The sequence below is a fragment of the Rahnella sp. R3(2024) genome (assembly GCF_042920125.1).
Classification (GTDB): Bacteria; Pseudomonadota; Gammaproteobacteria; order Enterobacterales; family Enterobacteriaceae; genus Rahnella; species Rahnella rivi.
This window is the reverse complement of the sequence record NZ_JBHGBU010000001.1, coordinates 3344856-3369242: the sequence shown is the minus strand read 5'-3', so window position 1 is coordinate 3369242 and position 24387 is coordinate 3344856. Positions and strand designations below refer to the sequence as shown.

At 54.2% G+C, this 24387-nt stretch carries 19 protein-coding genes; 13 read left to right on the top strand and 6 right to left on the bottom strand.

Annotated elements, in window-relative coordinates:
- The first annotated feature begins 222 nt into the window (after positions 1-222).
- The 5 genes from purM (at position 223) to ppx (ending at position 6684) form a co-directional block, all read left to right on the top strand.
- Positions 223-1260, top strand: a complete 1038-nt coding sequence (gene purM, locus ABSH60_RS15100; RefSeq protein WP_056771315.1) for a phosphoribosylformylglycinamidine cyclo-ligase — start codon at positions 223-225, stop codon at positions 1258-1260.
- 35 nt (positions 1261-1295) lie between these two features.
- Positions 1296-1934: a phosphoribosylglycinamide formyltransferase gene (gene purN / locus ABSH60_RS15095; protein ID WP_390974616.1), complete on the top strand. Its 639-nt coding sequence runs from the start codon at positions 1296-1298 to the stop codon at positions 1932-1934.
- Positions 1935-2157: 223 nt separating this feature from the next.
- On the top strand, positions 2158-2733 hold the full coding sequence (speG, locus tag ABSH60_RS15090; RefSeq protein ID WP_056771309.1) for a spermidine N1-acetyltransferase: 576 nt from the start codon (positions 2158-2160) through the stop codon (positions 2731-2733).
- Between the two features lie 310 nt (positions 2734-3043).
- On the top strand, positions 3044-5113 hold the full coding sequence (gene ppk1 / locus ABSH60_RS15085; protein WP_056771308.1) for a polyphosphate kinase 1: 2070 nt from the start codon (positions 3044-3046) through the stop codon (positions 5111-5113).
- Positions 5114-5136: 23 nt separating this feature from the next.
- Positions 5137-6684 carry an exopolyphosphatase gene (gene ppx / locus ABSH60_RS15080; RefSeq protein ID WP_056771304.1) on the top strand — a complete coding sequence of 516 codons (1548 nt, stop codon included), beginning with the start codon at positions 5137-5139 and terminating at the stop codon, positions 6682-6684.
- A gap of 84 nt (positions 6685-6768) precedes the next feature.
- Here the strand turns inward: ppx and ABSH60_RS15075 are convergent, their stop codons facing one another.
- Positions 6769-9009: an EAL domain-containing protein gene (locus tag ABSH60_RS15075; RefSeq protein WP_056771301.1), complete on the bottom strand. Its 2241-nt coding sequence runs from the start codon at positions 9007-9009 to the stop codon at positions 6769-6771.
- Positions 9010-9522: 513 nt separating this feature from the next.
- Here ABSH60_RS15075 and ABSH60_RS15070 point away from each other — a divergent pair.
- From ABSH60_RS15070 to ABSH60_RS15060, 3 genes are all read left to right on the top strand, one after another.
- Positions 9523-9741, top strand: coding sequence for a YfgG family protein (locus ABSH60_RS15070; RefSeq protein WP_056771298.1), 219 nt, complete (start codon positions 9523-9525; stop codon positions 9739-9741).
- A 9-nt stretch (positions 9742-9750) separates the two neighbouring features.
- Positions 9751-11190 (top strand): magnesium transporter, encoded by a 1440-nt coding sequence (gene mgtE, locus ABSH60_RS15065; RefSeq protein WP_056771295.1) that lies wholly within the window; start codon positions 9751-9753, stop codon positions 11188-11190.
- A 281-nt stretch (positions 11191-11471) separates the two neighbouring features.
- Complete coding sequence (locus ABSH60_RS15060) at positions 11472-14465, top strand: PAS domain S-box protein (protein ID WP_390974612.1); 2994 nt, start codon at positions 11472-11474, stop codon at positions 14463-14465.
- Here the strand turns inward: ABSH60_RS15060 and alkA are convergent.
- Both alkA and cysS read right to left on the bottom strand, forming a co-directional pair.
- A complete protein-coding gene (gene alkA, locus ABSH60_RS15055) occupies positions 14462-15325 on the bottom strand; it encodes a DNA-3-methyladenine glycosylase 2 (protein WP_390975779.1) in 864 nt (287 codons plus the stop codon). The two genes, ABSH60_RS15060 and alkA, sit on opposite strands and share 4 nt — an antisense overlap.
- 75 nt (positions 15326-15400) lie before the next feature.
- Complete coding sequence (gene cysS / locus ABSH60_RS15050) at positions 15401-16792, bottom strand: cysteine--tRNA ligase (protein WP_136375631.1); 1392 nt, start codon at positions 16790-16792, stop codon at positions 15401-15403.
- A gap of 227 nt (positions 16793-17019) precedes the next feature.
- Here cysS and ppiB point away from each other — a divergent pair, with 227 nt between their 5' ends.
- Positions 17020-17514, top strand: a complete 495-nt coding sequence (gene ppiB / locus ABSH60_RS15045) for a peptidylprolyl isomerase B (protein WP_056771274.1) — start codon at positions 17020-17022, stop codon at positions 17512-17514.
- A gap of 11 nt (positions 17515-17525) precedes the next feature.
- The gene (gene lpxH, locus ABSH60_RS15040) at positions 17526-18248 is read left to right on the top strand and encodes a UDP-2,3-diacylglucosamine diphosphatase (protein WP_056771271.1); all 723 of its coding nucleotides are present in this window, start codon (positions 17526-17528) and stop codon (positions 18246-18248) included.
- On the opposite strand, the gene ABSH60_RS15035 is transcribed toward lpxH, so the two are convergent.
- Complete coding sequence (locus ABSH60_RS15035) at positions 18232-18864, bottom strand: tRNA-(ms[2]io[6]A)-hydroxylase (protein WP_056771997.1); 633 nt, start codon at positions 18862-18864, stop codon at positions 18232-18234. The genes lpxH and ABSH60_RS15035 overlap by 17 nt on opposite strands.
- A 180-nt stretch (positions 18865-19044) precedes the next feature.
- Between ABSH60_RS15035 and purE the strand changes: the two genes are divergently transcribed.
- Together purE and purK are read left to right on the top strand one after the other, a co-directional pair.
- Positions 19045-19554: a 5-(carboxyamino)imidazole ribonucleotide mutase gene (gene purE / locus ABSH60_RS15030; protein ID WP_122095978.1), complete on the top strand. Its 510-nt coding sequence runs from the start codon at positions 19045-19047 to the stop codon at positions 19552-19554.
- Positions 19551-20615, top strand: coding sequence for a 5-(carboxyamino)imidazole ribonucleotide synthase (purK, locus tag ABSH60_RS15025; RefSeq protein WP_122095979.1), 1065 nt, complete (start codon positions 19551-19553; stop codon positions 20613-20615). Before purE ends, purK begins: the two co-directional genes overlap by 4 nt.
- 41 nt (positions 20616-20656) lie before the next feature.
- On the opposite strand, the gene ybbP is transcribed toward purK, so the two are convergent.
- Together ybbP and ybbA are read right to left on the bottom strand one after the other, a co-directional pair.
- Positions 20657-23089 carry a putative ABC transporter permease subunit YbbP gene (gene ybbP, locus ABSH60_RS15020; protein WP_056771261.1) on the bottom strand — a complete coding sequence of 811 codons (2433 nt, stop codon included), beginning with the start codon at positions 23087-23089 and terminating at the stop codon, positions 20657-20659.
- Positions 23086-23772 (bottom strand): putative ABC transporter ATP-binding protein YbbA, encoded by a 687-nt coding sequence (gene ybbA / locus ABSH60_RS15015; protein WP_056771257.1) that lies wholly within the window; start codon positions 23770-23772, stop codon positions 23086-23088. The genes ybbP and ybbA overlap by 4 nt, the downstream gene beginning before the upstream one ends.
- On the opposite strand from ybbA, the gene tesA reads away from it, so the two are divergent.
- On the top strand, positions 23743-24372 hold the full coding sequence (tesA, locus tag ABSH60_RS15010; protein ID WP_122096121.1) for a multifunctional acyl-CoA thioesterase I/protease I/lysophospholipase L1: 630 nt from the start codon (positions 23743-23745) through the stop codon (positions 24370-24372). The two genes, ybbA and tesA, sit on opposite strands and share 30 nt — an antisense overlap.
- Positions 24373-24387: the final 15 nt, after the last annotated feature.

The following is a 24387-nucleotide window of genomic DNA, read 5'->3' as shown; positions in this document are numbered from 1 at the left end:
CCTAAGGTGGTTGAGCTGCAAAAAAAAATCGCGAGATTATAACGCCATTTTTTTTCAACGCCATAGCTTATAGCCTGATCTGGATCATCAGGAGCCCCGATAGAGTATAGACAGCCTAAAAATCATCATCGAATAAGGCGCTCGCAAACGTTTGCCTGCGCTGTTAGAATTGCCCCGCTTTATTCTTCAACCACCAACCCAAACCGCCGTGGGGACTTCGCAGTGACCGACAAAACCTCTCTCAGCTATAAAGACGCAGGCGTAGATATCGATGCCGGTAACGCATTGGTAGATCGCATTAAAGGTGTAGTAAAACAGACTCGCCGCCCGGAAGTGATGGGTGGACTGGGCGGTTTTGGTGCTCTCTGCGCGCTGCCGCAAAAATACCGTGAACCCGTTCTGGTTTCGGGCACCGACGGCGTTGGCACCAAGCTGCGTCTGGCGATGGATTTGAAACGCCACGATACTATTGGTATCGATCTGGTCGCGATGTGCGTCAACGATTTAATCGTTCAGGGTGCTGAACCGCTGTTCTTCCTCGACTATTATGCCACCGGCAAACTGGACGTCGATATCGCCGCCAGCGTAATCACCGGGATCGCCGAAGGCTGTAAGCAATCGGGCTGTGCGTTAGTCGGTGGTGAAACCGCTGAAATGCCGGGCATGTATCACGGCGAAGATTATGACGTCGCTGGTTTCTGTGTCGGCGTGGTGGAAAAATCAGAAATTATCGACGGCAGCAAAGTGGCTGACGGCGACGTGCTTATCGGTCTTGCCGCCAGTGGCCCGCATTCCAACGGCTATTCTCTGGTGCGCAAAATTCTGGAAGTCAGCAACACCAATCCGGAAACCACCGATCTGGCAGGCAAACCGCTGGCCGATCACCTGCTGGCACCGACCAAAATCTACGTGAAATCGATCCTTAATCTGATCGAAAACGTGGATGTTCACGGCATCGTTCACCTGACCGGTGGCGGCTTCTGGGAAAATATTCCCCGCGTTTTGCCGGACAATACGCAGGTCATTATCAACGAATCCAGCTGGGAATGGCCGGACGTCTTCACCTGGTTGCAAACCACCGGTAACGTCAGCCGTCATGAAATGTACCGCACCTTTAACTGTGGCGTGGGCATGGTCGTGGCACTTCCGGCAGAGCTTGCCGACCAGGCGATTGCTTTACTGAATGACAATGGTGAAAAAGCGTGGAAAATTGGCTATGTTAAAGCCTCTGATTCCGCTGAACGCGTAATCATTGAATAATCAGGTAAATCAACTGACTGAAGACAGGTACTGATATGAAAAGGATTGTGGTTCTGGTATCGGGCGAAGGGAGCAATCTCCAGGCTCTGATAGATGCCTGCCAGCAGGGACGAATTAACGCGCAGATCAGCGCTGTCTTCAGTAATAAATCCGCCGCTTACGGTCTGGAGCGCGCGCGACTGGCAGACATTCCGGCACATGCTCTGGATGTTAAAGCCTACGAAGACCGCGCGGCATTTGATATGGCGCTTGCCGATGCCATCGAGGCTTATCAGCCTGATCTGGTGGTGCTGGCGGGATATATGCGTATTCTTACCGCGGATTTCGTCCAGCGTTTCGCCGGGCGCATGATCAACATCCACCCTTCCCTGCTGCCGAAATATCCCGGTTTACACACTCACCGTCAGGCGATTGACAATCAGGATGATGAGCACGGTACGTCCGTGCATTTCGTGACAGAGCAACTCGACGGTGGCCCGGTTATTTTGCAAGCCAAAGTGCCGGTATTCAGTGACGACAGCGAAGACGATCTGGTGGCCCGCGTGCAAACGCAGGAACACAATATCTATCCGCTGGTGGTCAGCTGGTTCGTTGAAGGACGTTTATCCCTGAAAAACGATCAAGTTTTACTGGATGATAATCCACTCCCCGAACAGGGTTACGCGGCGGATTAATCTGCCTTATCGCGATGATTTCACCAGAAACCGGCCCAGTGCCGGTTTTTTATTTCCTGTCATTTGACACTTGTTTACAGTTTAGCCGATATAATCCCCTTCCCGGCGCACGTTTAAACGTCGTTTGTGCGCCGACCTTCGTCTGAAACTCAGTCGTTTCAGATTTCATCTTCAGGAAGGTTACCTCAGGTAAAACGGCTTTTGATTTTTTGAGGAACACCCCATGTTTAGCAATAACAGCGTCAGATTACGTCCACTGGAAAAGGACGACCTGTCGTTTGTTCATCGTCTTGATAATAACGCCAGCATTATGCGTTATTGGTTTGAAGAGCCTTATGAGGCCTTTGTCGAGCTGACCGATCTTTATAACAAGCATATTCATGACCAAAGCGAACGCCGCTTTATCATTGAATTCCAGGGCGGACCTGTCGGCCTTGTGGAGCTGGTGGAAATTAATCACATCCACCGCCGCGCGGAATTTCAGATCATCATTGACCCGCAGCATCAGGGCAAAGGTTTCGCCGGAGACGCCGTGCGTCTGGCAATGGATTACGCCTTCTCTGTGCTCAACCTCTATAAACTGTATTTAATCGTCGATAAAGAAAACCAAAAGGCGATCCATATCTACAGCAAATTAGGGTTTGAACTGGAAGGCGAATTGAAACAGGAGTTCTTTGTGAACGGAGAATATCGCAGCGCCATCCGCATGTGTATTTTCCAGCCGCAATTCCTGGCGAAATATAAAACCAAACCGGTGCAGATCAAACCGGAAGCGGTGATTGGCGCAGGCGCAGTCTGATTTAATTCAGCGGATCCTGACTCATTTTCTGCGGGTGAAGGGCGTGAATGTCCTTCACCCGTAAGACTTTTCCCCTATTTCCCCCTCTTTTATTCCTTCTTCTAAAACTCTCCCTGTTATGTTGGACTTTCCTGTCAATCTTTCGCAATATTGTTAGTAGACACTAGGCCCCTCACACAAAAGGCTTGCTGTTACGCTGACGGTTTCGAAAAGCGAACGGCACGAAGATGATGTTGAGCTAAATTGCGGTGTTTTCAGGCAAAATTTTGCCTGTATGGGCCAGGTTGCAAGCTAAACGAACGGAGTGAAAATGGGTCAGGAAAAGCTTTATATCGAGAAAGAACTAAGCTGGCTGTCCTTCAATGAACGCGTCTTGCAGGAAGCAGCAGACAAAAGTAATCCCCTGATCGAACGGATGCGGTTTTTAGGCATTTATTCCAACAACCTCGATGAATTTTACAAAGTCCGGTTTGCCGACTTAAAACGACGCATCCTCATCAGTGAGGAGCAGGGATTTCTTGGCGCTTCCCGGCATTTGCTGAAAAAAATTCAGGCGAAGGTGCTGCGCATCGATCAGGAATTCGACAGCCTTTATAACGATTTGCTGCTGGAAATGGCGCGTAATCAGATTTTCCTGATTAACGAGCGTCAGGTGTCTGAGAATCAACAGCTCTGGCTGCGACAGTACTTCAAACATCATCTGCGCCAATTTATCACGCCAATTCTTATCAATCACGACACCAATCTGGTGCAGTTCCTGAAAGACGATTACACCTATCTGGCGGTCGAAATTATCCGTGGCGAAGAGATCCATTACGCGCTGCTGGAAATCCCGTCCGATAAAGTGCCACGTTTCGTCAATCTGCCGCCGGAAGCGCCACGCCGCCGTAAGCCAATGATCCTGCTGGACAACATTTTGCGTTACTGTCTGGACGACATTTTCAAAGGCTTCTTCGATTACGACGCGCTGAACGCCTATTCGATGAAAATGACCCGTGACGCCGAATACGATCTGGTCACGGAAATGGAATCGAGCCTGCTGGAACTGATGTCATCGAGCCTGAAACAGCGTCTGACCGCCGAACCCGTGCGGTTTGTTTATCAGCGCGATATGCCCAATGAGATGGTCGAATTGCTGCGCGGTAAGCTCGGCATTTCTAACTACGATTCAGTGATCGCCGGTGGCCGATACCATAATTTCAAAGATTTCATCGGTTTCCCTAATGTCGGTAAAGCCAATCTGGTGAACCGCCCGCTGCCAAGATTGCGGCATCTCTGGTTCGATAAATTCCGCAATGGTTTTGCAGCGATCCGCGAGCAGGACGTGCTGCTGTACTATCCGTACCACACGTTTGAACACGTGCTTGAGTTGCTGCGTCAGGCGTCATTCGACCCGAACGTGCTGTCGATCAAAATCAATATTTACCGCGTCGCCAAAGACTCGCGCATTATTGAATCGATGATCCACGCAGCGCACAACGGCAAGAAAGTCACTGTGGTGGTTGAGTTACAGGCGCGCTTCGACGAAGAGGCAAATATTCACTGGGCGAAACGTCTGACGGAAGCCGGTGTACACGTTATTTTCTCTGCGCCGGGCCTGAAAATTCACGCAAAACTCTTTCTTATTTCCCGCCGCGAAGGCGACGAAATTGTCCGCTATGCTCATATTGGGACCGGGAATTTTAACGAGAAAACGGCACGCCTTTATACCGACTATTCGCTGCTCACCGCGGATGCGCGAATCACTAACGAAGTCCGTCGGGTGTTCAACTTTATCGAAAACCCTTACCGTCCGGTGTCCTTTGAGCATCTGATGGTATCGCCACAGAACTCGCGGGACATGCTATACCGGTTGATCGACCGGGAAATTGCCAATGTTCAGGCCGGCGGCACCGGCGGTATTACGCTGAAAATCAACAACCTGGTGGACAAAGGGCTGATCGACCGTCTTTACGTGGCATCCAACGTCGGGGTGAAAATCCGTCTGCTGATCCGCGGGATGTGTTCACTGGTGCCTAATCTGCCCGGTTTTAGCGAAAACATTCAGGTCACCAGTATCATCGACCGTTATCTTGAACATGATCGCGTTTACGTGTTTGAAAACGGCGGCGATGCCAAAGTGTTCCTGTCTTCCGCTGACTGGATGACGCGTAATATCGATTACCGTATCGAGGTGGCCGTCGCGTTGCTCGATCCGCGGCTTAAACAGCGCGTGCTGGACATTCTGGAGTTGCTGTTTAATGACACAGTCAAAGCCAGAGTGATTGATAAAGAACTGAGCAACCGGTATGTTCCACGCGGAAATCGCCGCAAAGTCCGTGCGCAGCTGGCGATTTACGACTATCTGAAAGATCTGGAACAACAGAGTCAGCAAGCCTGAACCCCCTGGAGCGTTACATAACTATGCCCCTTAAAAACAGCTCATTGAGTGCCAAGCCACAGGAAATTGCGGCGATCGATCTCGGGTCGAACAGTTTCCACATGGTGATCGCGCGCGTCGTTAACGGCGCATTACAGGTTTTAGGTCGCCTGAAACAACGCGTTCATCTGGCTGACGGCCTCGACAGTAAAAATGTGCTCAGTGAAGAAGCCATTCAACGTGGGCTGGATTGCCTGGCTTTGTTTGCCGAACGCCTGCAAGGTTTTCCGGATAACAACGTCACCATCGTCGGGACGCACACTCTGCGTCAGGCGGTGAATGCTGAGGAATTCCTCAAGCGCGCCGCAGAAGTCATCCCCTACCCGATCGAAATCATTTCCGGTCAGGAAGAAGCTCGCCTGATTTTCATGGGTGTGGAGCATACGCAGCCGGAAAAAGGCCGCAAACTGGTGGTCGATATTGGTGGCGGATCTACGGAACTGGTCATCGGGGAGGATTTCGAGCCATTGCTGGCCGAGAGCCGCCGCATGGGCTGCGTCAGTTTTGCGCAGATGTTTTTCCCCAACGGTGAAATCAGCCGCAGCAATTTTAAACGCGCCCAGCTCGCCGCCGCACAAAAACTGGAAACGCTGGCATGGCAATACCGTCTGCAAGGCTGGCAGTATGCGCTTGGCGCATCCGGCAGTATTAAGGCCGCGCATGAAGTCCTGGTGGAAATGGGCGAAAAGGACGGTTTGATTACGCCTGAACGTCTGGAAATGCTTACCGAAGCGGTGCTGAACTTCAAGAACTTCGACGCGCTGGATCTTCCGGGGCTGTCAGAAGATCGTCAGTCAGTTTTCGTGCCGGGGCTGGCCATTCTGCGTGGCGTATTTGATGCGCTGGCGGTCAAAGAACTGCGTCTTTCTGACGGCGCGCTGCGTGAAGGCGTGCTGTATGAAATGGAAGGCCGCTTCCGTCATCAGGATATCCGCACGCGTACCGCGAAAAGCCTGGCCGAGCATTACAACATCGACCGGGAACAGGCGCGCCGCGTACTGGAAACCACCGAGCAGCTTTACAGCCAGTGGCTGGCGCAGAACACCAAACTGGTTCAGCCGCAGCTCGAATCACTGCTGAAATTCAGCGCCATGCTGCATGAGGTAGGTTTGAGCATCAACCACACCGGTATGCACCGTCACTCTTCCTATATTCTGCAAAACACCAATTTGCCGGGGTTCAATCAGGAACAGCAAACGCTGCTGGCAACGCTGGTGCGTTTCCATCGTAAAGCGATCAAGCTGGAAGAGTTGCCGCGCCTGAATTTGTTTAAGAAGAAGCACTATATTCCGCTGATCCAGCTATTGCGCCTCGGGGCACTGCTCAATAACCAGCGTCAGTCCACCACGACGCCGGAATCTCTGCGGTTATCGACGGATGATAATCACTGGACGCTGCGCTTCCCTGCCGGTTATCTGGCGCAGAACAACCTGGTTCAGCTGGATTTCGAACGTGAACAAAGTTACTGGGATGACGTCACCGGCTGGAAACTGATGCTGGAAGAAGAAGACGTGGGGTCTTCAGAAAGCTAAGCCTTCCCGGCGATAAACCACTAAAAAAAACCTCTGCACGCGAAGGCGTCAGAGGTTTTTTATTCTTAGGATGAAAACTGAAGGTCAGTCTTTGCGAAACGCCAGCAGGGACGCCAAAGGTTCAGGTTTGCCCACCAGATAACCCTGCATGTAATCAACCCCCAGCGCATGCAGTGCTGCCTTCTGCTCTTCGGTTTCGACGTACTCCGCCACAATGCTCAGATGTTTCATTCTGGCGACCTGACAGATCGACTGCACGATATAGCCATCCAGCGAATTGGTCAGCATGTTACGGACGAAGCTGCCGTCAATTTTGATGATATCGGCCTGAATGGCTTTCAGACGGCCATAACTGGCATAACCGGTACCGAAATCGTCGATGGCAATCCGGCAGCCGTAATTACGCAGCTCGCGCATGGCAGAGTCAGCGTATTTCACGTCCTGCAATAAGTGTGATTCCGTCACCTCCAGAACGATCTGGAAAGGCTCCACCTCAAACTCAGCCATCAGGGTTTTGAAATCACGGGTGAACGTCGGGCGACACAGCGTCGATGGCGTAAAGTTGACGGCAAAACGCAGGCTCGGCAGACGCGAACGGTTCGCGTTGATAAACATCAGCGTGTGCCTGAGCACCCACATATCTAACTGATAGGAAAGCCCAAACTCATGCACAACCGGCAGGAACTTATCCGGCATGACCAGATTTTCCTGCGCGCCATCGAACATGCGCAGCAGGATTTCATAATAATTGTCACCCCGCACGCCTGAGATAGGTTGCGCCATCAGAACGAAGCGATCGTCATCCAGCGCGCGCTGGATTTTATGCAGCATATCGACCTTTTCTCTGATTTCCAGCTGCACCTGGCTGTGATCGCTTTTGTTCGATTCCGGTTTACCGGTGGTCAGCGACACTTCGGCAATCCCGCTCAGTTCGCCCAGCAAGATTGGCAGATGCTCGACCGGTGAGTAGACCGTGCAATAAGACAGACCGATATTAGGATGGAGCGGTAATCCGTTCCAGATCAGACGAAAATCTTCAACATACTCATACAGTTGCTGGAGTTTGCCTTCCACGTCTTCACTGTTAAGCCGCAGCACCAGATCGTAACCCGGTAAGTGATACACTTTTTCGCCCGGCTGCAGATACGGCTTCAGCCCCATCGCCAGTTGCTGCTTAAACTGAATACGCAGCTGCATACCGTAGTTACGGCTCAGCACATCCATATCGGAAACACGAACAAAGCACAGCAAGGAGCGCGGATAAATCGCCAAATCACGGTTAAAAGCGCGCAGGTTTGGCAAGGCGAAAACCGGATCCTGTAATGCGGCAGCTTTGAATTTTTTCATCAGCAGCCGCTGGCGGGAGGAGATCACCGCCATCAGCAACAGCGTGATGGTATAAACCAGCATCAGGGCAGAGACGAAAACCAGATTATGGACAAAGTTAGTGTCAGAGATAAAACCCTGATAATAATGGAATAAAATGGTGAGCGTGATAGTCCAGACAATGCTGATGAAGTAATAGCCATAGCGCAGTGCACCGAACAGTAACACCGGGAACAGCAACGTCAGCGTGTAATCACTCAGCAGGATTTTCATGAAAGGCTCGCTGAGCCCCTGAATGCAAAGCAGCGCCACCATTGTGCCCAGCACAATAAACCACAGCACCATTTCAGCCGGTTTCACACCGGGCGCACATTGTTTTCGCAACATCATGCGCAACACGCGCCAGTAACGCGGGCGGCGGATAATGCGGATAATCAGATAGATCAGATGCGAGTTGAGCAGAATACCCAGAATCATCGCCTGAAGATTGATAAGCGTACGCAGCGTCATAAAATCGCGTGTCGCCATCCCCAGATATTCTGGCAGCAGGCCGCTTTCCACGACAATTTGCAGCACAATAATGAAGAAGAACGTCAGGAAAATCAGCAGCCAGCCGACCCGCACCCAGGCCTGATTCATCAGCCCGAGCGGTGCAGACCAGCGGCTTCCCGCCTGCCAGCGGTAGCCCAGCCAGGCAAGAAACAGTGACGTGAAATAAATCACCGTCATCAGCGTTCCCATTTCCGCGCCCACGCGCAGGTAGTAGCGCAGGAAAAGCGTCAGCACAATGCCGGGGAATGCCGCCCAGTCAAACACCATCAGCAAGGCCACACAGGTCGCCAGCGGCATGTAAATCAGATAGGTGCGACCTTCCGGCAAGAAAATGATCGGAGAAAGCGACGAGCTGAGCGGGATCAGCACCAGCGCACAGAAGATCGGAAGCCCCCACCATTTATGGCGCAGTTCATTCCACGAGAAGAGTTTTTGCATCGGATCCATCGTAAGTTTCGCGTATGAAAGTCATGACGCAGTATAGGTGTCAGGATGAAACGGGCGTGTGTAAAACGCCGGGTGACAGTGACAACGGGTTCCGCGCGCAGTTATCGGCATAAACATCTTTTCACTGAAAAACGCAGAAAGAATAGAAACAGCGGAGGTTGGTGTCATGAATCACAAATTATGGCTGAATTCTAATCGGCTTTATATTAATGCTCTTGATGCTGATCAATAAACACATTCTTCCAAATATCCGCTAAATGAAGCTCAAACAATTTCGCACGTGATTAACCAAATAATAAATACATTCAAATCCATGAGATTAACTTTAAACGTATAGATTGTCTGAATGGTAAAGTTATCGTGCGACTTTACTTACCGGTGAAAATAAACCGCACTTTTTGCATTTTTCCTTTATCTGGAGCGTCGTTTAGTTGTGCGTTATATTGTAAACGTTATCATTTACACTCTTTCATCACTTCTACCGGAGCAAAGATCCACTGAGCCGACACGACTATGTCTCGAAAATCCAACATCAAGATGACGAAAATTGTTCTTTCGGTAAGCTTCATTATTTTGTTCGGGCGACTGGTTTACTCCGCTTTCGGCGCGTATTCACATCACCAGAATCAAAAGCAAACGCAGACCGATACGCAGACAGTGGGGCCACAGCAACAGACGCCGGAAAAAACCTGTACCGGTACGCTGAAAACCTGCCGTTACTCAAAGGACTAAGGATCTCAAATGTCGGGTGAAAAACCGAAAAACTACGGCCAGAAACTGGCCGAAAGCCGCAGCAGGATCCTCGATCTCCTTCTGAACACCGATGACCTCGCCGACAGTATTCTGGGCGAGGAACCTGACGTTGATGACGCCACGCGCGCGCAACTGATGGATTACACCGCAGAGCTCAGCTCGCGGGTGCAAAAACTCCACGCAGCCGACGTCGCCGACGTCCTGGAAGCGTTGCCGATCCGCGAACGTCTGGCGCTGTGGCGTCTGGTCGAACCGGCAGCGCGCGGTAAAGCACTGGTCGAAGTCTCCGAAACCGTCTGGGACAGCCTCATTGAAGAGATGAGCGACAAAGACCTGCTGAAAACCATGTCGCTGCTTGATGTAGACGATCAGGTGTATCTGGCAGAATATCTTCCCCGTGACCTGACTGGCCGTGTACTGACTTCGCTGGAGCCAAAGCAGCGGGAAAAAGTCCGCGAAGTGATGAAGTTCAACAAAGAATGCGTTGGCCGAATCATGGATTTCGAGCTGCTGACCGTCCGTCCGGACGTCACGCTCGGCGCCGTTCAGCGTTTTCTGCGCTCCCGCAAAATCATTCCGCAGGCCAGCGACAAGCTCTTTGTCACTGACCGCAAAAACACCCTGCTTGGCGAATTGCCGCTGACCACCATTTTACTCAATCCGCCGGAGACGAAAGTCGCTGACGTGATGATTACCGATCTCACCAGCTTCGAGCCGGAAGATAAAGCCGAAGACGCCGCCAGCGCGTTCGAACGTTATGACCTGATCACCGCGCCGGTAGTGGATAAAAAAGGCAAGCTGATGGGACGGCTGACGGTGGAAGAGATCGTTGATTTCGTCAACAACGACACCGACAGCAATCTGCGCCGGATGGGCGGGTTAAGCCCGGAAGAAGATGTCTTTTCTCCGGTCAGCAAAGCGGTACGCAACCGCTGGGCGTGGCTGGCTATCAATTTGTGTACCGCCTTTGTGGCTTCGCGCGTGATTGGTCTGTTTGAACACACGATTTCGCAGCTGGTGGCGCTCGCCGCCCTGATGCCGATTGTGGCGGGCATCGGCGGTAACACCGGGAATCAGACCATCACGATGATCGTGCGCGGTCTGGCGCTGCACCATGTTCAGGTAGGGAACCTGAAATTTCTGATGTTCAGGGAGCTTGGCGTGGCGTTGATTAACGGTCTGGTCTGGGGCGGACTGATGGGTATCGTCACCTGGCTGCTGTACGGCGACTGGCAGATGGGCGGCGTAATGACCCTGGCCATGATCCTCAATCTGCTGCTGGCGGCGCTGATGGGCGTCATTATCCCGCTCACGATGGTCCGCATGGGCCGCGACCCCGCCATCGGTTCCAGCGTGATGATTACCGCACTGACCGACACCGGCGGCTTCTTTATCTTCCTCGGCCTCGCCACTATATTCCTGATCTAAACCTCTTTTCCGGCCTGCGGGCCGGTAAACGCTTTCCCGCAGAATTTTCCCGATAATACCCGCTGAGAAACGCGTTTGATTTCTGCTACTGATTATTCGTTATCGCTGTAAGAGTGATGTAGAATTCATACTAATAATCTTAAAAAAATAGATATCCCTCCGACGCGAAGAATGTCGTCTTAACAGACGTTGTCTCAGGTGATGCGGGGGTTAATAACAGAAAAAACAAGTTTCACCGTAACTGCCTGCCACTCACGGCCAGTCAGAAAAAGGTTTGCACCGTGGAAAAAATAAAACAGACCACTTTCTTTTCGGAAAAGGTCAACTGGAAGGTGCCTCTGCTGACGGGCATTGCCATTTGTCTGCTGGCCCTTGCCTGCCTGGGAATCATTCAAAAAACCTCGAGTCTGGCCGGATTGTGGTTGCCGACGGCGTTGCTGATCCCGGTGCTGTTTCATCACCGCTATCTCGACTGGATCCCGCTGCTCTGCGCTGCGGCGCTGGGGATTGTTGCCGCGCATTTTATCGCGGGTACGCCGGTGCTGCTTTACCTGCCCTACACGGTGAATAATCTGATTGAAGCCACGCTCTGCGCCTTGCTGCTGCGCCGCGCGTTACCGGCACAAGATCCACTTTCCGGCCTGAGCCACTGGGTCAAATTTCTGGTGATCGCGGTGATCTTCTGCCCGCTGGTAAGCTCGGTGTTTATGATGCTGTTCATTCTGCACATCCACACCGCGGCGGAATTGCAGGATCGTTTTGCCACCTGGTATATGTCAGAAGCGGTGGCTATCCTCGCGCTGACGCCGCTGGGGCTGATTTATCAGCGCGGCTACCTCAAACAAATTCTGACTTCACGTCGTCTTGTTGAACTGCTTGCCACTCTGGTCATCACGCTGGCACTCGGTTTTATGGCGCTTAAATGGCTGCCTTATACCTTTGCCTTTATCACTATTCCGTTGCTTTGGTCAGCTATCCGCCTGCCGCGCCTTGAAGCCTTTATTATTTTCCTGTCGATGACGCTGATGATCGCCCTGCTGCAAACCAGCGGTATTATCACCGTCCAGCCCCATGCCATACAGATCCCGCAAGGGCTGATCTTCCTGCCGCTGTTACTGATCCTGCTGCCCGCCAATGCGATGGCGATGGCGATGCACACCCTGCGTACTGAAAAGTCACATATCACGCAGAGCGAAAACCGCTTTCGCAATGCCATGGAATACTCGGCAATCGGTATGGCGCTGGTTTCCCCGCAGGGTAAATGGCTGCAGGTGAATAAATCGCTGTGTAAGCTGCTGGGCTATGAAGCCGACTACCTGAAAACCTTGTCTTTTCAGGACATCACTCATCCGGAAGATTTAGGTAAAGACCTCGCCTTGCTCCAGCAATTGCTGGATGACGAAATTCAGAGCTACACCATGGAGAAGCGCTACCTGTGCCGCAATGGTGAAATGGTCTGGGTGTTGCTGGCCGTCTCCCTGGTGCGTGATGAAGATCAGAAACCGCTCTATTTCATCTCGCAAATCGAAGATATTACCGAGCTGAAACATACCGAAGTGACTAACAAACGGCTGTCCGAAGCGCTGCATGAAGAAAAAGAACTGCTGCACATCACGCTCAATTCCATTAACGAAGCCGTGATCTCCACCGACCGGGATTTGAACGTCACCTTCATGAATCCGGTCGCCGAGAACATGACCGGCTGGAAAGAGTTTCAGGCACAGGGTCAGCCGGTCGGGCGCATTGTACACATCACCAAAGGGCCGGAGGGGCCGCTGCTGGGTAATTTGCAGCAGTTCGATATCAACGAGAATTTGCACTCCTCCGTCGAACAGTCTCTGGTGCTGCACGGCCACAATACCGGCATGTTTGACGTCCAGCTGGCCGTCTCGCCGTTGCGCACCCTAAAAGATGAACCCATTGGCATTGTGCTGGTGTTGCAGGACGTCAGTAAATCCCGCGAACTGATGCGCAAACTCAGCTACAGCGCATCACATGATTTACTCACCGGTTTAGCCAACCGTGGCAGCTTTGAAAAGAGCCTGAAAAAAGCACTGAGCCTGACCGCCATACATCAGCAGCCGCACAGTCTGGCGTTTATCGATCTTGACCGTTTTAAGGCGATCAATGACACGGCGGGCCACGCGGCGGGGGATGAACTGCTGCGCCAGCTGAGCACGCTGATGCAGGATCACATCCGTAACAGCGACCGTCTGGCACGCCTGGGCGGCGATGAGTTTGCACTGATCCTGTTTGATTGTCCGCTGGAACAGGGGTTGTTAACCCTTCAGCAACTGGTGAACAAAATCAACGCGTTCCAGTTTATCTGGGAAGAACAGATTTACCGCATCGGCGCCAGCGCCGGGTTGACGCAAATTAACGATGCCAGGATCAGCGGCAGCGAATATATGGCGCAGGCCGACGTCGCCTGTTACACCGCCAAACACAACGGGCGCGGCCGGGTCTTTACCTATGAATCGCGGCAAAAACTGCAACTGTCTTCACACACGGCGCTGTTCCGCCCGGAAGATATCACCCGCATTCTCACCGAAAATCAGCTGACGCTGCATTGCCGCGCCGCATCGCCGCCGAAAACGCCGCTGTCGGTGTGTTTCTATCAGATATCGGTACAGCTGGCGATCCCCAATCAGATAGTGCAAACGGCAGCGCTGTTCCTGCAGGCCGCCCATTTTTACGACATGATGGCGGACGTTGACCGCTGGCTGTTACGGCGCGTGCTTTTGGATTACGGACAAGGCATCGCCAATAAAGGCATTTGTGTGGCCATCCCGCTCTCAACCGAAGGTCTGTTGCAACCGGCGCTGCGTGATGAATTGCTGCATCTGCTGGAGACCACGCCGCTGCCGCTGTCGTCGATCACCCTGATGATTGATGATGCCGTCTTGCTCAAGCATCCCGATTTGCGGACGTTTATCGCCGGTATCCGTCAGCAGGGATGTAAGATCGTGGTGCAGAATATCGGCAAAAATATGCTCGAATTTAACCAGTTGAAGGCGAATATGGTGGATTACGTGCAGATTGATCCGAGCTTTATGGCACAGATCCACTACAACCAGATGCATGAAGTGCTGGTGACGATCCTGCATGGCAACACTCACCGCTTAAATGCGCAGACGCTGGCGGGCCCGGCGGATATCAATGAGACGCTGGATAAACTCACCGGCATTGGCATCGATCTGGTCGGCGGCGATACCATTGCCCCGGAAACCTCACTGGAAAAACTGCTCAATACCGGTTACTTCGGCATTCACTAAGGCGTATCGGGCTGCCAGTCATTATTGAACCATAAATGCAGCGTGGCATAAGTGCGCCATGGCCGCCAGACTTCGGCGTAACGGGCAATTTTACCCGGCGTCATCCCGGGAAAACGCTGCTTAATCAGATAGTCCCCACCGAGAAAAACGTCGGGCGCCGACCAGGCGCGCATCGCGACATAACTGGCGGTCCAGCTGCCGATGCCGGGCATTGCCAGCAGCAATCGGATCCCTTCCTGCGCATCGGTTATGGTATCCAGCGGTAACTCCCCTGCTTCGACCGCCTGCGCCAGCCCGATCAGACAGGCTGCGCGTTTGGCCTGCACGCCGATACCGCGCAAATCATCCACCGTTAATTGCCCGATTGCGGCCGGAGACGGAAACAGATGCGTCAGGGCCGCAAACGGCGTGTTCACGGGTTCGCCCCATTTTTCCGTCAGCCGGGTGGCAAGCGTCGCCGCCATTTTAACGCTGACCAGTTGCCCGAGGATCGCCCGGACCGTCAGCTCAAAACGGTTAACGCATCCCGGTAATCTGAGTCCCGCCGCATTGTCCGCCAGCGCCCCCAGCCCGGCGGCAATCACGTCGGGTCGGGCATCCAGATCCAGCAAACGCCGCACCTGCTGCACAACCTTTTCGGCAGCCGGCTCCAGCGACGGTGAGAGTTCCAGTTCAACGCGATTTTCCGCCGGTACAGGCCGCAACCGCAGCCAGCCGGTCAGCCGCTCGCCGTTGTGTAACACCGCCAGGGTACGCTGATAATCATCGCCGTCCTGCTGCTCAACGCCCTGCAACGCCCGCGCGCCGAGAAACGCCGTCATCCACTGCCAGTCATACGGAGGCTGATACGTCAGAAGCATGTTGCTCACAGGACAATCCTTATAAAAATGGCCCCCGGTTGGGAGCCATTGGTGTCATTTCAGGTAGCAATGAGATTACTTGCGACGCCAGGTGGTGCCCGCCGCACCATCTTCTAACACGATGCCCATTTCATTGAGACGGTCACGCGCTTTGTCCGCCATACCCCAGTCTTTGCTGGCGCGGGCATCGTTGCGCTGTTTGATCAACGCTTCGATTTCAGCGACCTCATCGTCGTTATCCGCCTGCGCACCGGATTTCAGGAACTGCTCCGGATCCTGCTCCAGCAGACCGAGCACACCCGCCAGCTGACGCAGTTCTGCCGCCAGACCGTTGGCCGCCGACAGGTCTTCCGCTTTCAGGCGGTTGATGTCGCGCGCCATATCGAACAGCACGGAGTAGGCTTCCGGGGTATTGAAATCGTCGTCCATGGCGGAGCGGAAACGGGCAACGAAAGCGTCACCACCGGCTGGCGTTGCGGCAGCATCCGTCCCGCGCAGTGCGGTGTACAGACGTTCCATCGAGGTACGCGCCAGTTTCAGGTTCTCTTCGCTGTAGTTCAGCTGGCTGCGGTAATGACCAGACATCAGGAAGTAACGCACGCTTTCGGCATCATAATATTTCAGCACATCGCGCACGGTGAAGAAGTTATCCAGCGATTTGGACATCTTTTCGCGGTCGATCATTACCATGCCGGAATGCATCCAGGTGTTCACATACGGGCCGTCATGCGCGCAGCTGGACTGCGCAATTTCGTTCTCGTGGTGCGGGAACATCAGATCAGACCCGCCGCCGTGGATATCAAAATGATCGCCTAACTGTTTGCAGTTCATCGCAGAACATTCGATATGCCAGCCCGGACGGCCTTCGCCCCACGGTGACGTCCAGCTCGGCTCGCCCGGCTTGGACATTTTCCACAGCACGAAATCCATCGGATTGCGTTTTACATTGGCTTCCACTTCCACGCGGGCGCCCGCCTGCAGCTGGTCCAGATCCTGACGGGACAACAGGCCGTAATCAGGATCGCTTTCCACCCAGAACATCACGTCGCCGTTTGAGGCCACATAGGCGTGATCGCGGTCGATAAGCTTCTGCACGATATCGATAATTTCCTGAATATGCTGCGTCGCGCGCGGTTCAGAGTCCGGCGGCAGAATATTCAGCGCAGCAAAATCATTGTGCATTTCAGCGATCATACGGTCGGTCAGTGCGGAGAAATTCTCGCCATTCTCAGCGGCACGTTTGATGATCTTGTCGTCGATGTCAGTGATATTACGCACGTATTTCAGGTCATAACCGAGGTAACGCAGGTAACGCGACACCACGTCGAAAGACACAAAAGTCCGGCCATGACCAATGTGACACAGGTCGTAAACAGTGATCCCACACACGTACATCCCGACTTTACCGGCATGAATTGGCTTGAATTCCTCTTTTTGGCGACTCAGGGTATTAAAAATCTTCAGCATCAGGCTATTCCGTGTGTTGGGCGTAGAAAATGATGGTTGCGCGCTTTCGCGACGCTCGGGCTCATAATATAACGAAAACGCCTTCACCGAAACGGCATAAGGCCGCCGGACGGGCTTTAGTCCTCACAAACCGCCTGCTGACGGCAACTTTTGAGTTATGGTATAAGAAAAGGCTATAGTAGCGGCTCTTACTGAGAGCACACATCAACATAAGCAGGATGATTAATATGGTCACTTTCCACACCAACCACGGCGACATCGTAGTAAAAACTTTTGCTGACAAAGCACCCGTTACGGTTGAAAACTTCCTGAACTATTGCCGTAAAGGCTTCTACGACAACACAATTTTCCACCGTGTTATCGATGGTTTCATGATCCAGGGCGGCGGTTTTGAGCCAGGCATGAACCAGAAAAACACCGACGCACAGATCAAAAACGAAGCAGACAACGGCCTGAAAAACACCAAAGGCACGCTGGCGATGGCGCGTACCAACGATCCGCATTCTGCCACTGCACAGTTCTTCATCAACGTAACTGACAACGATTTCCTGAACCACAGCGGCAAAAACGCACAGGGTTGGGGTTACTGCGTATTCGCAGAAGTGGTTGAAGGTCAGGATGTGGTTGATGCGATCCGCGCAGTGAAAACCGGCCGCAGCGGCATGCACCAGGATGTTCCAAAAGAAGATGTTGTGATCAAAAGCGTCACAGTCAGCGAATAATCAACGTCGGGATGACCACGTTTTTTATCGCAGATATTCATCTTTGCGCACAGGAACCGGCAATCACTGCCGGTTTTCTGCGTTTTTTACGCGAAGATGCGCCGCAGGCCGACGCGCTGTACATTCTCGGGGATTTATTCGAAGCCTGGATTGGCGACGATGATCCACAGCCGTTACACGCAGACATCGCTGCGGCGTTAAACCACTTACACCAGCAAGGCGTTCCCTGCTTCTTCATTCACGGCAACCGCGATTTTCTGCTTGGCCGCCGCTTTGCGCGCGACAGCCTGATGACCCTGCTGCCAGAGAAAAAAGTCCTCGAACTCTATGGCCGCCGCGTCCTGATCCTGCACGGCGATACGTTGTGTACCGACGACGTTGCCTATCAGAACTTCCGCAAGAAAGTGCATAATCCGCTGATTCAAAAGTTGTTCCTGATGCTGCCGCTGAAATGGCGTTTAGGTATTGCCGCCAAAATGCGCGCCAACAGCAAAGCGTCTAATCAGGGAAAATCACAGGAAATTATGGATGTGAACCCGCAGGCGGTGGTGAATGACATGCAGGCGGCAGGCGTAGAATGGATGATCCACGGCCACACCCATCGCCCCGCTATCCATGATGTACAGCTTGGGGCGAAAACCGGCCACCGCGTGGTGTTAGGGGCGTGGCACGAAGAAGGGTCGATGGTCAAAGTCACCGCCGATAACGTAGAGCTGATCAGTTTCCCGTTTTAAGGCTGCACACCGGCGTACCACTGTGGAAACGGAATTGCTCATCCGGCGCCAAAATCAGTTCCGCTTCTATTCTGCCAAAAAACTCTACCCGATCGCTGATGTCTCCTCCGGCATATTGCTCCGCCAGCGCCAGATAATCGGCAAAATGACGTGATTCTGAGCGCAGCAGCGAAGTGTAAAAACGCGACAACGTGTCATCGAGATGCGGCGCGATTTTGGCAAAACGCTCGCAGGAACGCGCTTCGATATACGCCCCGATAATCAGGCGGTCGACCAGAATATTTAAATCATCATGATGACGGGTATGTTTAATCATCCCGCTGGCGTAGCGCGACGGTGAAAGCTGAGTGTAGGTGACATTGCGTTTTTGCATGATTTCCACCACCTGCTCGAAATGATGAAGTTCTTCCCGCGCAAGGCGCGCCGCGCAAAACAGCAGTTCAGTGCGATCCAGATATTTCGTCATCAGGCTCATCGCCGTGGCCGCCGCTTTTTTTTCACAGTTGGCGTGATCAATCAGCATCACCGCCTGATTTTCCAGCGCCACATCCACCCACAAAGCCGGTGTTTCACAGTGCAGAAAATCATAAATCGGTGCCAGTAAAGCCTGCGTCATCATTCAGTTTCCAGTGTTGATTGCTCATCATAGTGTGGTCCGGATTATACAAATCTGCCCGCCACTTCTCATCAAAAATGCACCGTATTCCGGCGACGCAACCGTTTTCCTTGCTCCGTGAGCATGATATCATTTGCGCCCTCGCAGTTTCTATTTCCGAATCACAGGAGCTTTACAGACATGTCATCCAACGTTACCCCGGCAAAAATCGCCATCGTTATGGGGTCTAAAAGTGACTGGGCGACCATGCAGTTCGCCGCCGAAGTCCTCACAACGCTGAATATTCCTTTCCATGTCGATATCGTCTCCGCACACCGCACGCCGGACAAATTATTCACTTTCGCTGAACAGGCTTCGGCGAATGGCTTTGATGTGATCATCGCGGGTGCAGGCGGCGCGGCGCATTTACCCGGTATGCTGGCAGCGAAAACGTTGGTGCCGGTGCTCGGTGTGCCGGTGCAAAGTGCTGCGCTGAGCGGCATCGACAGCCTGTATTCCATCGTACAAATGCCGCGCGGCATTCCGGTTGGGACACTGGCGATTGGTAAAGCCGGTGCGGCAAATGCTGCGCTGCTGGCCGCACAGATTCTCGCGCTGCACGATGCTGAGATTGCGAAAAGTCTGGCCGCATGGCGCACCGCGCAAACCGATGAAGTGCTGAATAATCCCGATCCACGGGAGCAAGCATGAAGCCGGTTTGCGTGCTCGGAAACGGCCAGTTAGGCAGAATGCTGCGTCAGGCCGGTGAACCGCTGGGGATCGCCGTTTTTCCCGTCGGCCTGGATGCCGAACCGGAAGCCGTGCCGTATCAGCAAAGCGTTATTACCGCTGAAATCGAACGCTGGCCGGAAACCGCGCTGACCCGCGAACTGGCGACACACAATGCGTTTGTTAACCGCGAAATCTTCCCGCGTCTGGCCGACCGCCTGACGCAAAAACAGTTGCTCGATCAGCTCGGTCTGGCAACCGCACCCTGGCAGTTACTGGCCGATGCCGCCGAATGGCCGCAGGTATTCTCCGAAATTGGCGAACTGGCGATTGTGAAACGTCGCGTCGGCGGTTACGACGGCCGTGGTCAGTGGCGTTTGCGCTCCGGCGAAGAAAATACGCTGCCGCAGGATTGCTACGGTGAATGCATCGTTGAACAGGGCATCAATTTTTCCGGCGAAGTGTCGCTGGTCGGTGCGCGGGGTCATGACGGCAAAACCGTGTTTTACCCGCTAACCCATAACCTGCATCAGGATGGCATTCTGCGCACCAGCGTCGCGCTGCCGCAGCCGGACGCCGCCCTGCAACAGCAGGCTGAACGCATGTTGTCAGCCATCCTCAACGAACTGAATTACGTCGGCGTGATGGCGATGGAATGTTTCGTGGTCAGTGAAGGTTTGCTGATTAACGAGCTGGCCCCGCGCGTGCACAACAGCGGTCACTGGACGCAAAACGGTGCATCCTACAGCCAGTTTGAAATGCACCTGCGCGCGATCCTCGGTCTGCCGTTGCCGCAACCGGTGGTCAGTACGCCGTCGGTGATGGTGAATCTGATTGGAACAGAGGTGTCAGAAGCATGGCTGAGTCTGCCGCTGGTCAATCTGCACTGGTATGAGAAGGAAGTGCGTCCTGGGCGTAAAGTCGGACACCTGAATCTCAACGACGCCAGCGCCAGCCTGCTGAAAGACAATCTCAACGCACTGATCCCGATGCTGCCGGCAGAATACGCCAGCGGTATTGAATGGGCGATTGAAAAGCTGTGATTTTCAGGCTTCCTCCCCTGTGAAGGGGAGGAGTTTAAACACTACGAATCATATTGCCTGAACAACGCCCTTCCCCGCAGTAACCGCACACCCAGCCAGCCACCGCAGACCGACAGCAGCAACGCGCTCACCACCGGTACGGCGATCCACATCAGGTAATTCGGTTCCCACGGGAAATCGAACACTTTGCGTTGCAGCAGCCACAATGCGGCTTCCGCACCGATGGCGGCAGCGACACCGGCCACCAGCCCGAGCACGGCAAACTCACACCACAGCGTGCGATGCAGCATCTTTTTGCTGGCGCCCAGCGTGCGGTAAACGATCAGCTCCTGACGGCGCTGACGCATGCCGACCTGAATCTGCGCCAGCAGCAGTAAACCGCCGCACAGCATCACCAGAATCACCATTACTTCCAGCGCCCTGCTCACCTGCTGCAATACCTGCCCTACCTGACGCAGGATCGAGCCGATATCCATCAGGCTCACCGTCGGGAACTGGCGGTTGAGCTGCGTGATGGTGCGGTCATCGCCGTGATAACGGAAGCTGGTCAGCCAGCTTTGCGGCTGGCCGTCGAGCGCGCCCGGCGGGAAGATGAAGTAGAAATTCGGCTTCAGGCTGTCCCAGTCCACTTTTCGCAGGCTGGTTATTTTGGCGCTGAACTCCTGGGTATCGCCGCTGAACGTAACGGTATCGCCGAGTTTCAGCCCCAGACGCCCCGCCAGCCCTTCGTCGATCGACACTTCACCGGCTTTCGGCGGTCCGTTGCCTGCCACCAGCGGATTATGATCCGGCAGCCCTTCCATCCAGGTCAGATTCAGTTCACGGTTTACGGCTTCACCGCCCGCGTCGTCCGGTTTGATGATCTCGGTGGCGACCTTGTCGTTAATCCCGGTCAGGCGAACCCGCACAATCGGATAGAAGGTTTCCGGCTGCGCTTTATGCTGATGCAGGAAATCCGTCACCTGCGGAATTTGCTCTTTGGTGATATTGAGCAGGAAGTAATTCGGGCTGTCCGGCGGCAGCTGTTGCTCCCAGCGATCCAGCAAATCCCCGCGCATCACCAGCAGCAAAGCCAGCAACATAAACGACATGGAGAACGCCGCCAGCTGGCTGAGCGTCACCCACGGCTGTCGCAGCAGGCGGTTAACGGCTAAACGCAGCGGCAACTGACGGAAAGTCAGACGACGCAGTAACAACAGCGCCCCCCAGCCAATCACGCCCAGCAGCAACGACAGCACCAGCACGCCAGCCAGCAAAGACCACAGCAGCGAACTTCCGCCCATCAGCGCCGCCAGGAGACCGACCACCACCAGAATCATAACCGGCAGGAAGTAGCGCAGCGGCCAGACGTTGGCGACCACATCATTACGCAGCACGCGCAATGGCTGCGTAGCCAGTAACTGGCGATAAGGGCGAATACCAATCAGGAAAGAGATCACCACCATCGCGCCCATCGACCAGACCCACGGCCAGACACCGGCGGGAGGAAGCGCCGCAGGCAGTACCGGTGCCAGAACTTTCATCAGCACCGCTTCAAATGCCAGACCGACCAGACTGCCGCAAATCCCCGCCAGCACCATCACCGCAACCCACTGGCCGATGATCAGCCTGCGCAGGGCTTTTTTCCCCGCGCCGAGGGTTTTGAGCACCGCCACCAGATCGTAACGGCTGCGGCAGTAGTGCCCCATCGACACGGCAATGGCGGCAATCGACAGCATCAGCGTCAGCAATGCTGATAACGTCAGGAACTGCTGCGAGCGCTGCAACGATTTCCCCAGCGCACCGTCGGAATCTTCCATCCCGGTCCAGCGCTGATCGGGCTTCAGCAGCCCTTTTATCGCATCGCCATAGATCTGAATCGCCTGCGGCGAACCGGCAAACATATAACGGTAGGTCAGGCGGCTGCCCGGCTGAACCGCGCCGGTTTTCGGCACATCCGCCAGATTCATGATCACCCGTGGCGCGGTCTGGAACGGGTTGAAGCCCGAATCCGGCTCCTGCACCACCACACCGGCAATTTTCAGCGTGGAGTCACCCACGTCCAGATTGTCACCCACTTTCACGTTGAGCAGCGCCAGCAGACGCGGCGCAACCAGCACGGTGCCCGGCTCAGGTTTCAGCCCGGCGGGTTCGGTTTGCAACGTGCCATACAGCGGGTAAGCCAGATCGGTGGCTTTTACCGCCGCCAGCTGTGGCGTTTCACCGGCAAACGTCATGGTCATGAAAGAGAGCTGACGGCTGACCTTCAGCCCCTGCTTTTCCGCGTCCTGCAACCAGGCTTCAGTGATCGGCCGGGCGGAGCGCAGCACACGGTCACCGGCGATAAACTCGCGGCTTTGCTGACTCAGCCCTTTGTCCATGCGGTCACTGATGCTGCCGAGCGCCAGCACGCAGGCCACCGCCAGCGTCAGTGCCAGCCAGACAATCAGCAGCGAAGGCGAACGCCATTCGCGCCAGAACCAGCGCCAGATCATGCTTCCTCCCACAACTTCCCGTCACGCAGACGCAAGCGCCGCTGGCAACGCGCCGCCAGTTGCTCGTCGTGGGTGACCAGAATCAGGGTGGTGGCCGCATCGCGGTTCAGGGAGAACAGCAGATCGACAATGCGTTCGCCGGTTGCACGATCCAGATTGCCGGTCGGCTCATCGGCGAACAGCAGTTTAGGTTTACCGATAAATGCCCGCGCCAGCGCCACGCGTTGCTGCTCGCCGCCCGAAAGCTGCGCAGGCAGATGGTGCAGACGCCCGCCGAGCCCGAGACTTTCCAGTAACTGCACCGCCTGCTGACGGCTGTTGCTGTCGCTTTCGCCGCGCAGCAATGCCGGAAGCTGGACGTTTTCCAGCGCGTTGAGCGTCGGCACCAGCATGAAGGACTGAAACACGAAGCCCACATTTTTTGCCCGCAGCGCGGCGCGACCTTCTTCGTTAAGTTTACTGAGAGATTTGCCGAGCAAAACCACATCGCCGCTGGTGCCGTCATCCAGCCCGGCAAGAATGCCCAGCAGGGTGGATTTACCGGAACCGGATTCCCCAATCAGCGCAATTGTCTGCGCCGGTTTGACAACCAGCTCCACACCGGACAGGATGGTGAGCTGTCCTTCACCCTGACCGACGTGCTTATTAAGATGATGAACTTCAAGAACGTTTTCCGCTGGCATCTCCCCTTCCTTATGTTGTTAGGATTATTGAGTTTTCGCGCCGTTGCTGCTGATAACTTGCTGATTATTGGCGACAGTTTAAGTGCTGTCTATCGCCTGCCTGTAGCCGAATCATGGCCGTCACTGCTGAATAAAAAATGGCAAAAAGAAGGGGGGAAACCCACCATTATTAACGCCAGCATCAGCGGAGATACCGCCGAACAAGGGCTGGCGCGATTGTCTGCGCTGCTGCAACAACATCATCCGCGCTGGGTGCTGATTGAGTTGGGTGCCAACGACGGTTTACGCGGATTCCCGCCACAAACCATTTCGCAAACCCTGACCCAAATTATCGCTCAGGTTAAACACGCCGATGCCCAGCCGTTGCTGATGCAAATCCGCCTGCCGCCAAACTATGGCCGCCGCTACGGTGATGCGTTCTATGCCATCTATCCGGCGCTGGCGAAGCAGGAGAATATCCCGCTGGTGCCGTTCTTTATGGAACAGGTCGCCGTGAAACCGGAATGGATGCAGGATGACGGCTTGCACCCGGCGCTGGCAGCCCAGTCGTTTATTGCCGACTGGATGTCTGAAAAACTCACGCCGCTGCTGACGCATTAGGTTTAAAATACGAAA

Excerpts from the sequence above, each read along its gene's own strand:
- purN (WP_390974616.1), top strand. The coding sequence starts at position 1,296 with ATGAAAAGGATTGTGGTTCTGGTATCGGGCGAAGGGAGCAATCTCCAG.
- speG (WP_056771309.1), top strand. The coding sequence starts at position 2,158 with ATGTTTAGCAATAACAGCGTCAGATTACGTCCACTGGAAAAGGACGAC.
- ppk1 (WP_056771308.1), top strand. The coding sequence starts at position 3,044 with ATGGGTCAGGAAAAGCTTTATATCGAGAAAGAACTAAGCTGGCTGTCC.
- ppx (WP_056771304.1), top strand. The coding sequence starts at position 5,137 with ATGCCCCTTAAAAACAGCTCATTGAGTGCCAAGCCACAGGAAATTGCG.
- ABSH60_RS15075 (WP_056771301.1), bottom strand. The coding sequence starts at position 9,009 with ATGGATCCGATGCAAAAACTCTTCTCGTGGAATGAACTGCGCCATAAA.
- ABSH60_RS15070 (WP_056771298.1), top strand. The coding sequence starts at position 9,523 with ATGTCTCGAAAATCCAACATCAAGATGACGAAAATTGTTCTTTCGGTA.
- mgtE (WP_056771295.1), top strand. The coding sequence starts at position 9,751 with ATGTCGGGTGAAAAACCGAAAAACTACGGCCAGAAACTGGCCGAAAGC.
- alkA (WP_390975779.1), bottom strand. The coding sequence starts at position 15,325 with ATGCTTCTGACGTATCAGCCTCCGTATGACTGGCAGTGGATGACGGCG.
- cysS (WP_136375631.1), bottom strand. The coding sequence starts at position 16,792 with ATGCTGAAGATTTTTAATACCCTGAGTCGCCAAAAAGAGGAATTCAAG.
- ppiB (WP_056771274.1), top strand. The coding sequence starts at position 17,020 with ATGGTCACTTTCCACACCAACCACGGCGACATCGTAGTAAAAACTTTT.
- lpxH (WP_056771271.1), top strand. The coding sequence starts at position 17,526 with ATGACCACGTTTTTTATCGCAGATATTCATCTTTGCGCACAGGAACCG.
- ABSH60_RS15035 (WP_056771997.1), bottom strand. The coding sequence starts at position 18,864 with ATGACGCAGGCTTTACTGGCACCGATTTATGATTTTCTGCACTGTGAA.
- purE (WP_122095978.1), top strand. The coding sequence starts at position 19,045 with ATGTCATCCAACGTTACCCCGGCAAAAATCGCCATCGTTATGGGGTCT.
- purK (WP_122095979.1), top strand. The coding sequence starts at position 19,551 with ATGAAGCCGGTTTGCGTGCTCGGAAACGGCCAGTTAGGCAGAATGCTG.
- ybbP (WP_056771261.1), bottom strand. The coding sequence starts at position 23,089 with ATGATCTGGCGCTGGTTCTGGCGCGAATGGCGTTCGCCTTCGCTGCTG.
- tesA (WP_122096121.1), top strand. The coding sequence starts at position 23,743 with ATGAACTTCAAGAACGTTTTCCGCTGGCATCTCCCCTTCCTTATGTTG.
- ybbA (WP_056771257.1), bottom strand. The coding sequence starts at position 23,772 with ATGCCAGCGGAAAACGTTCTTGAAGTTCATCATCTTAATAAGCACGTC.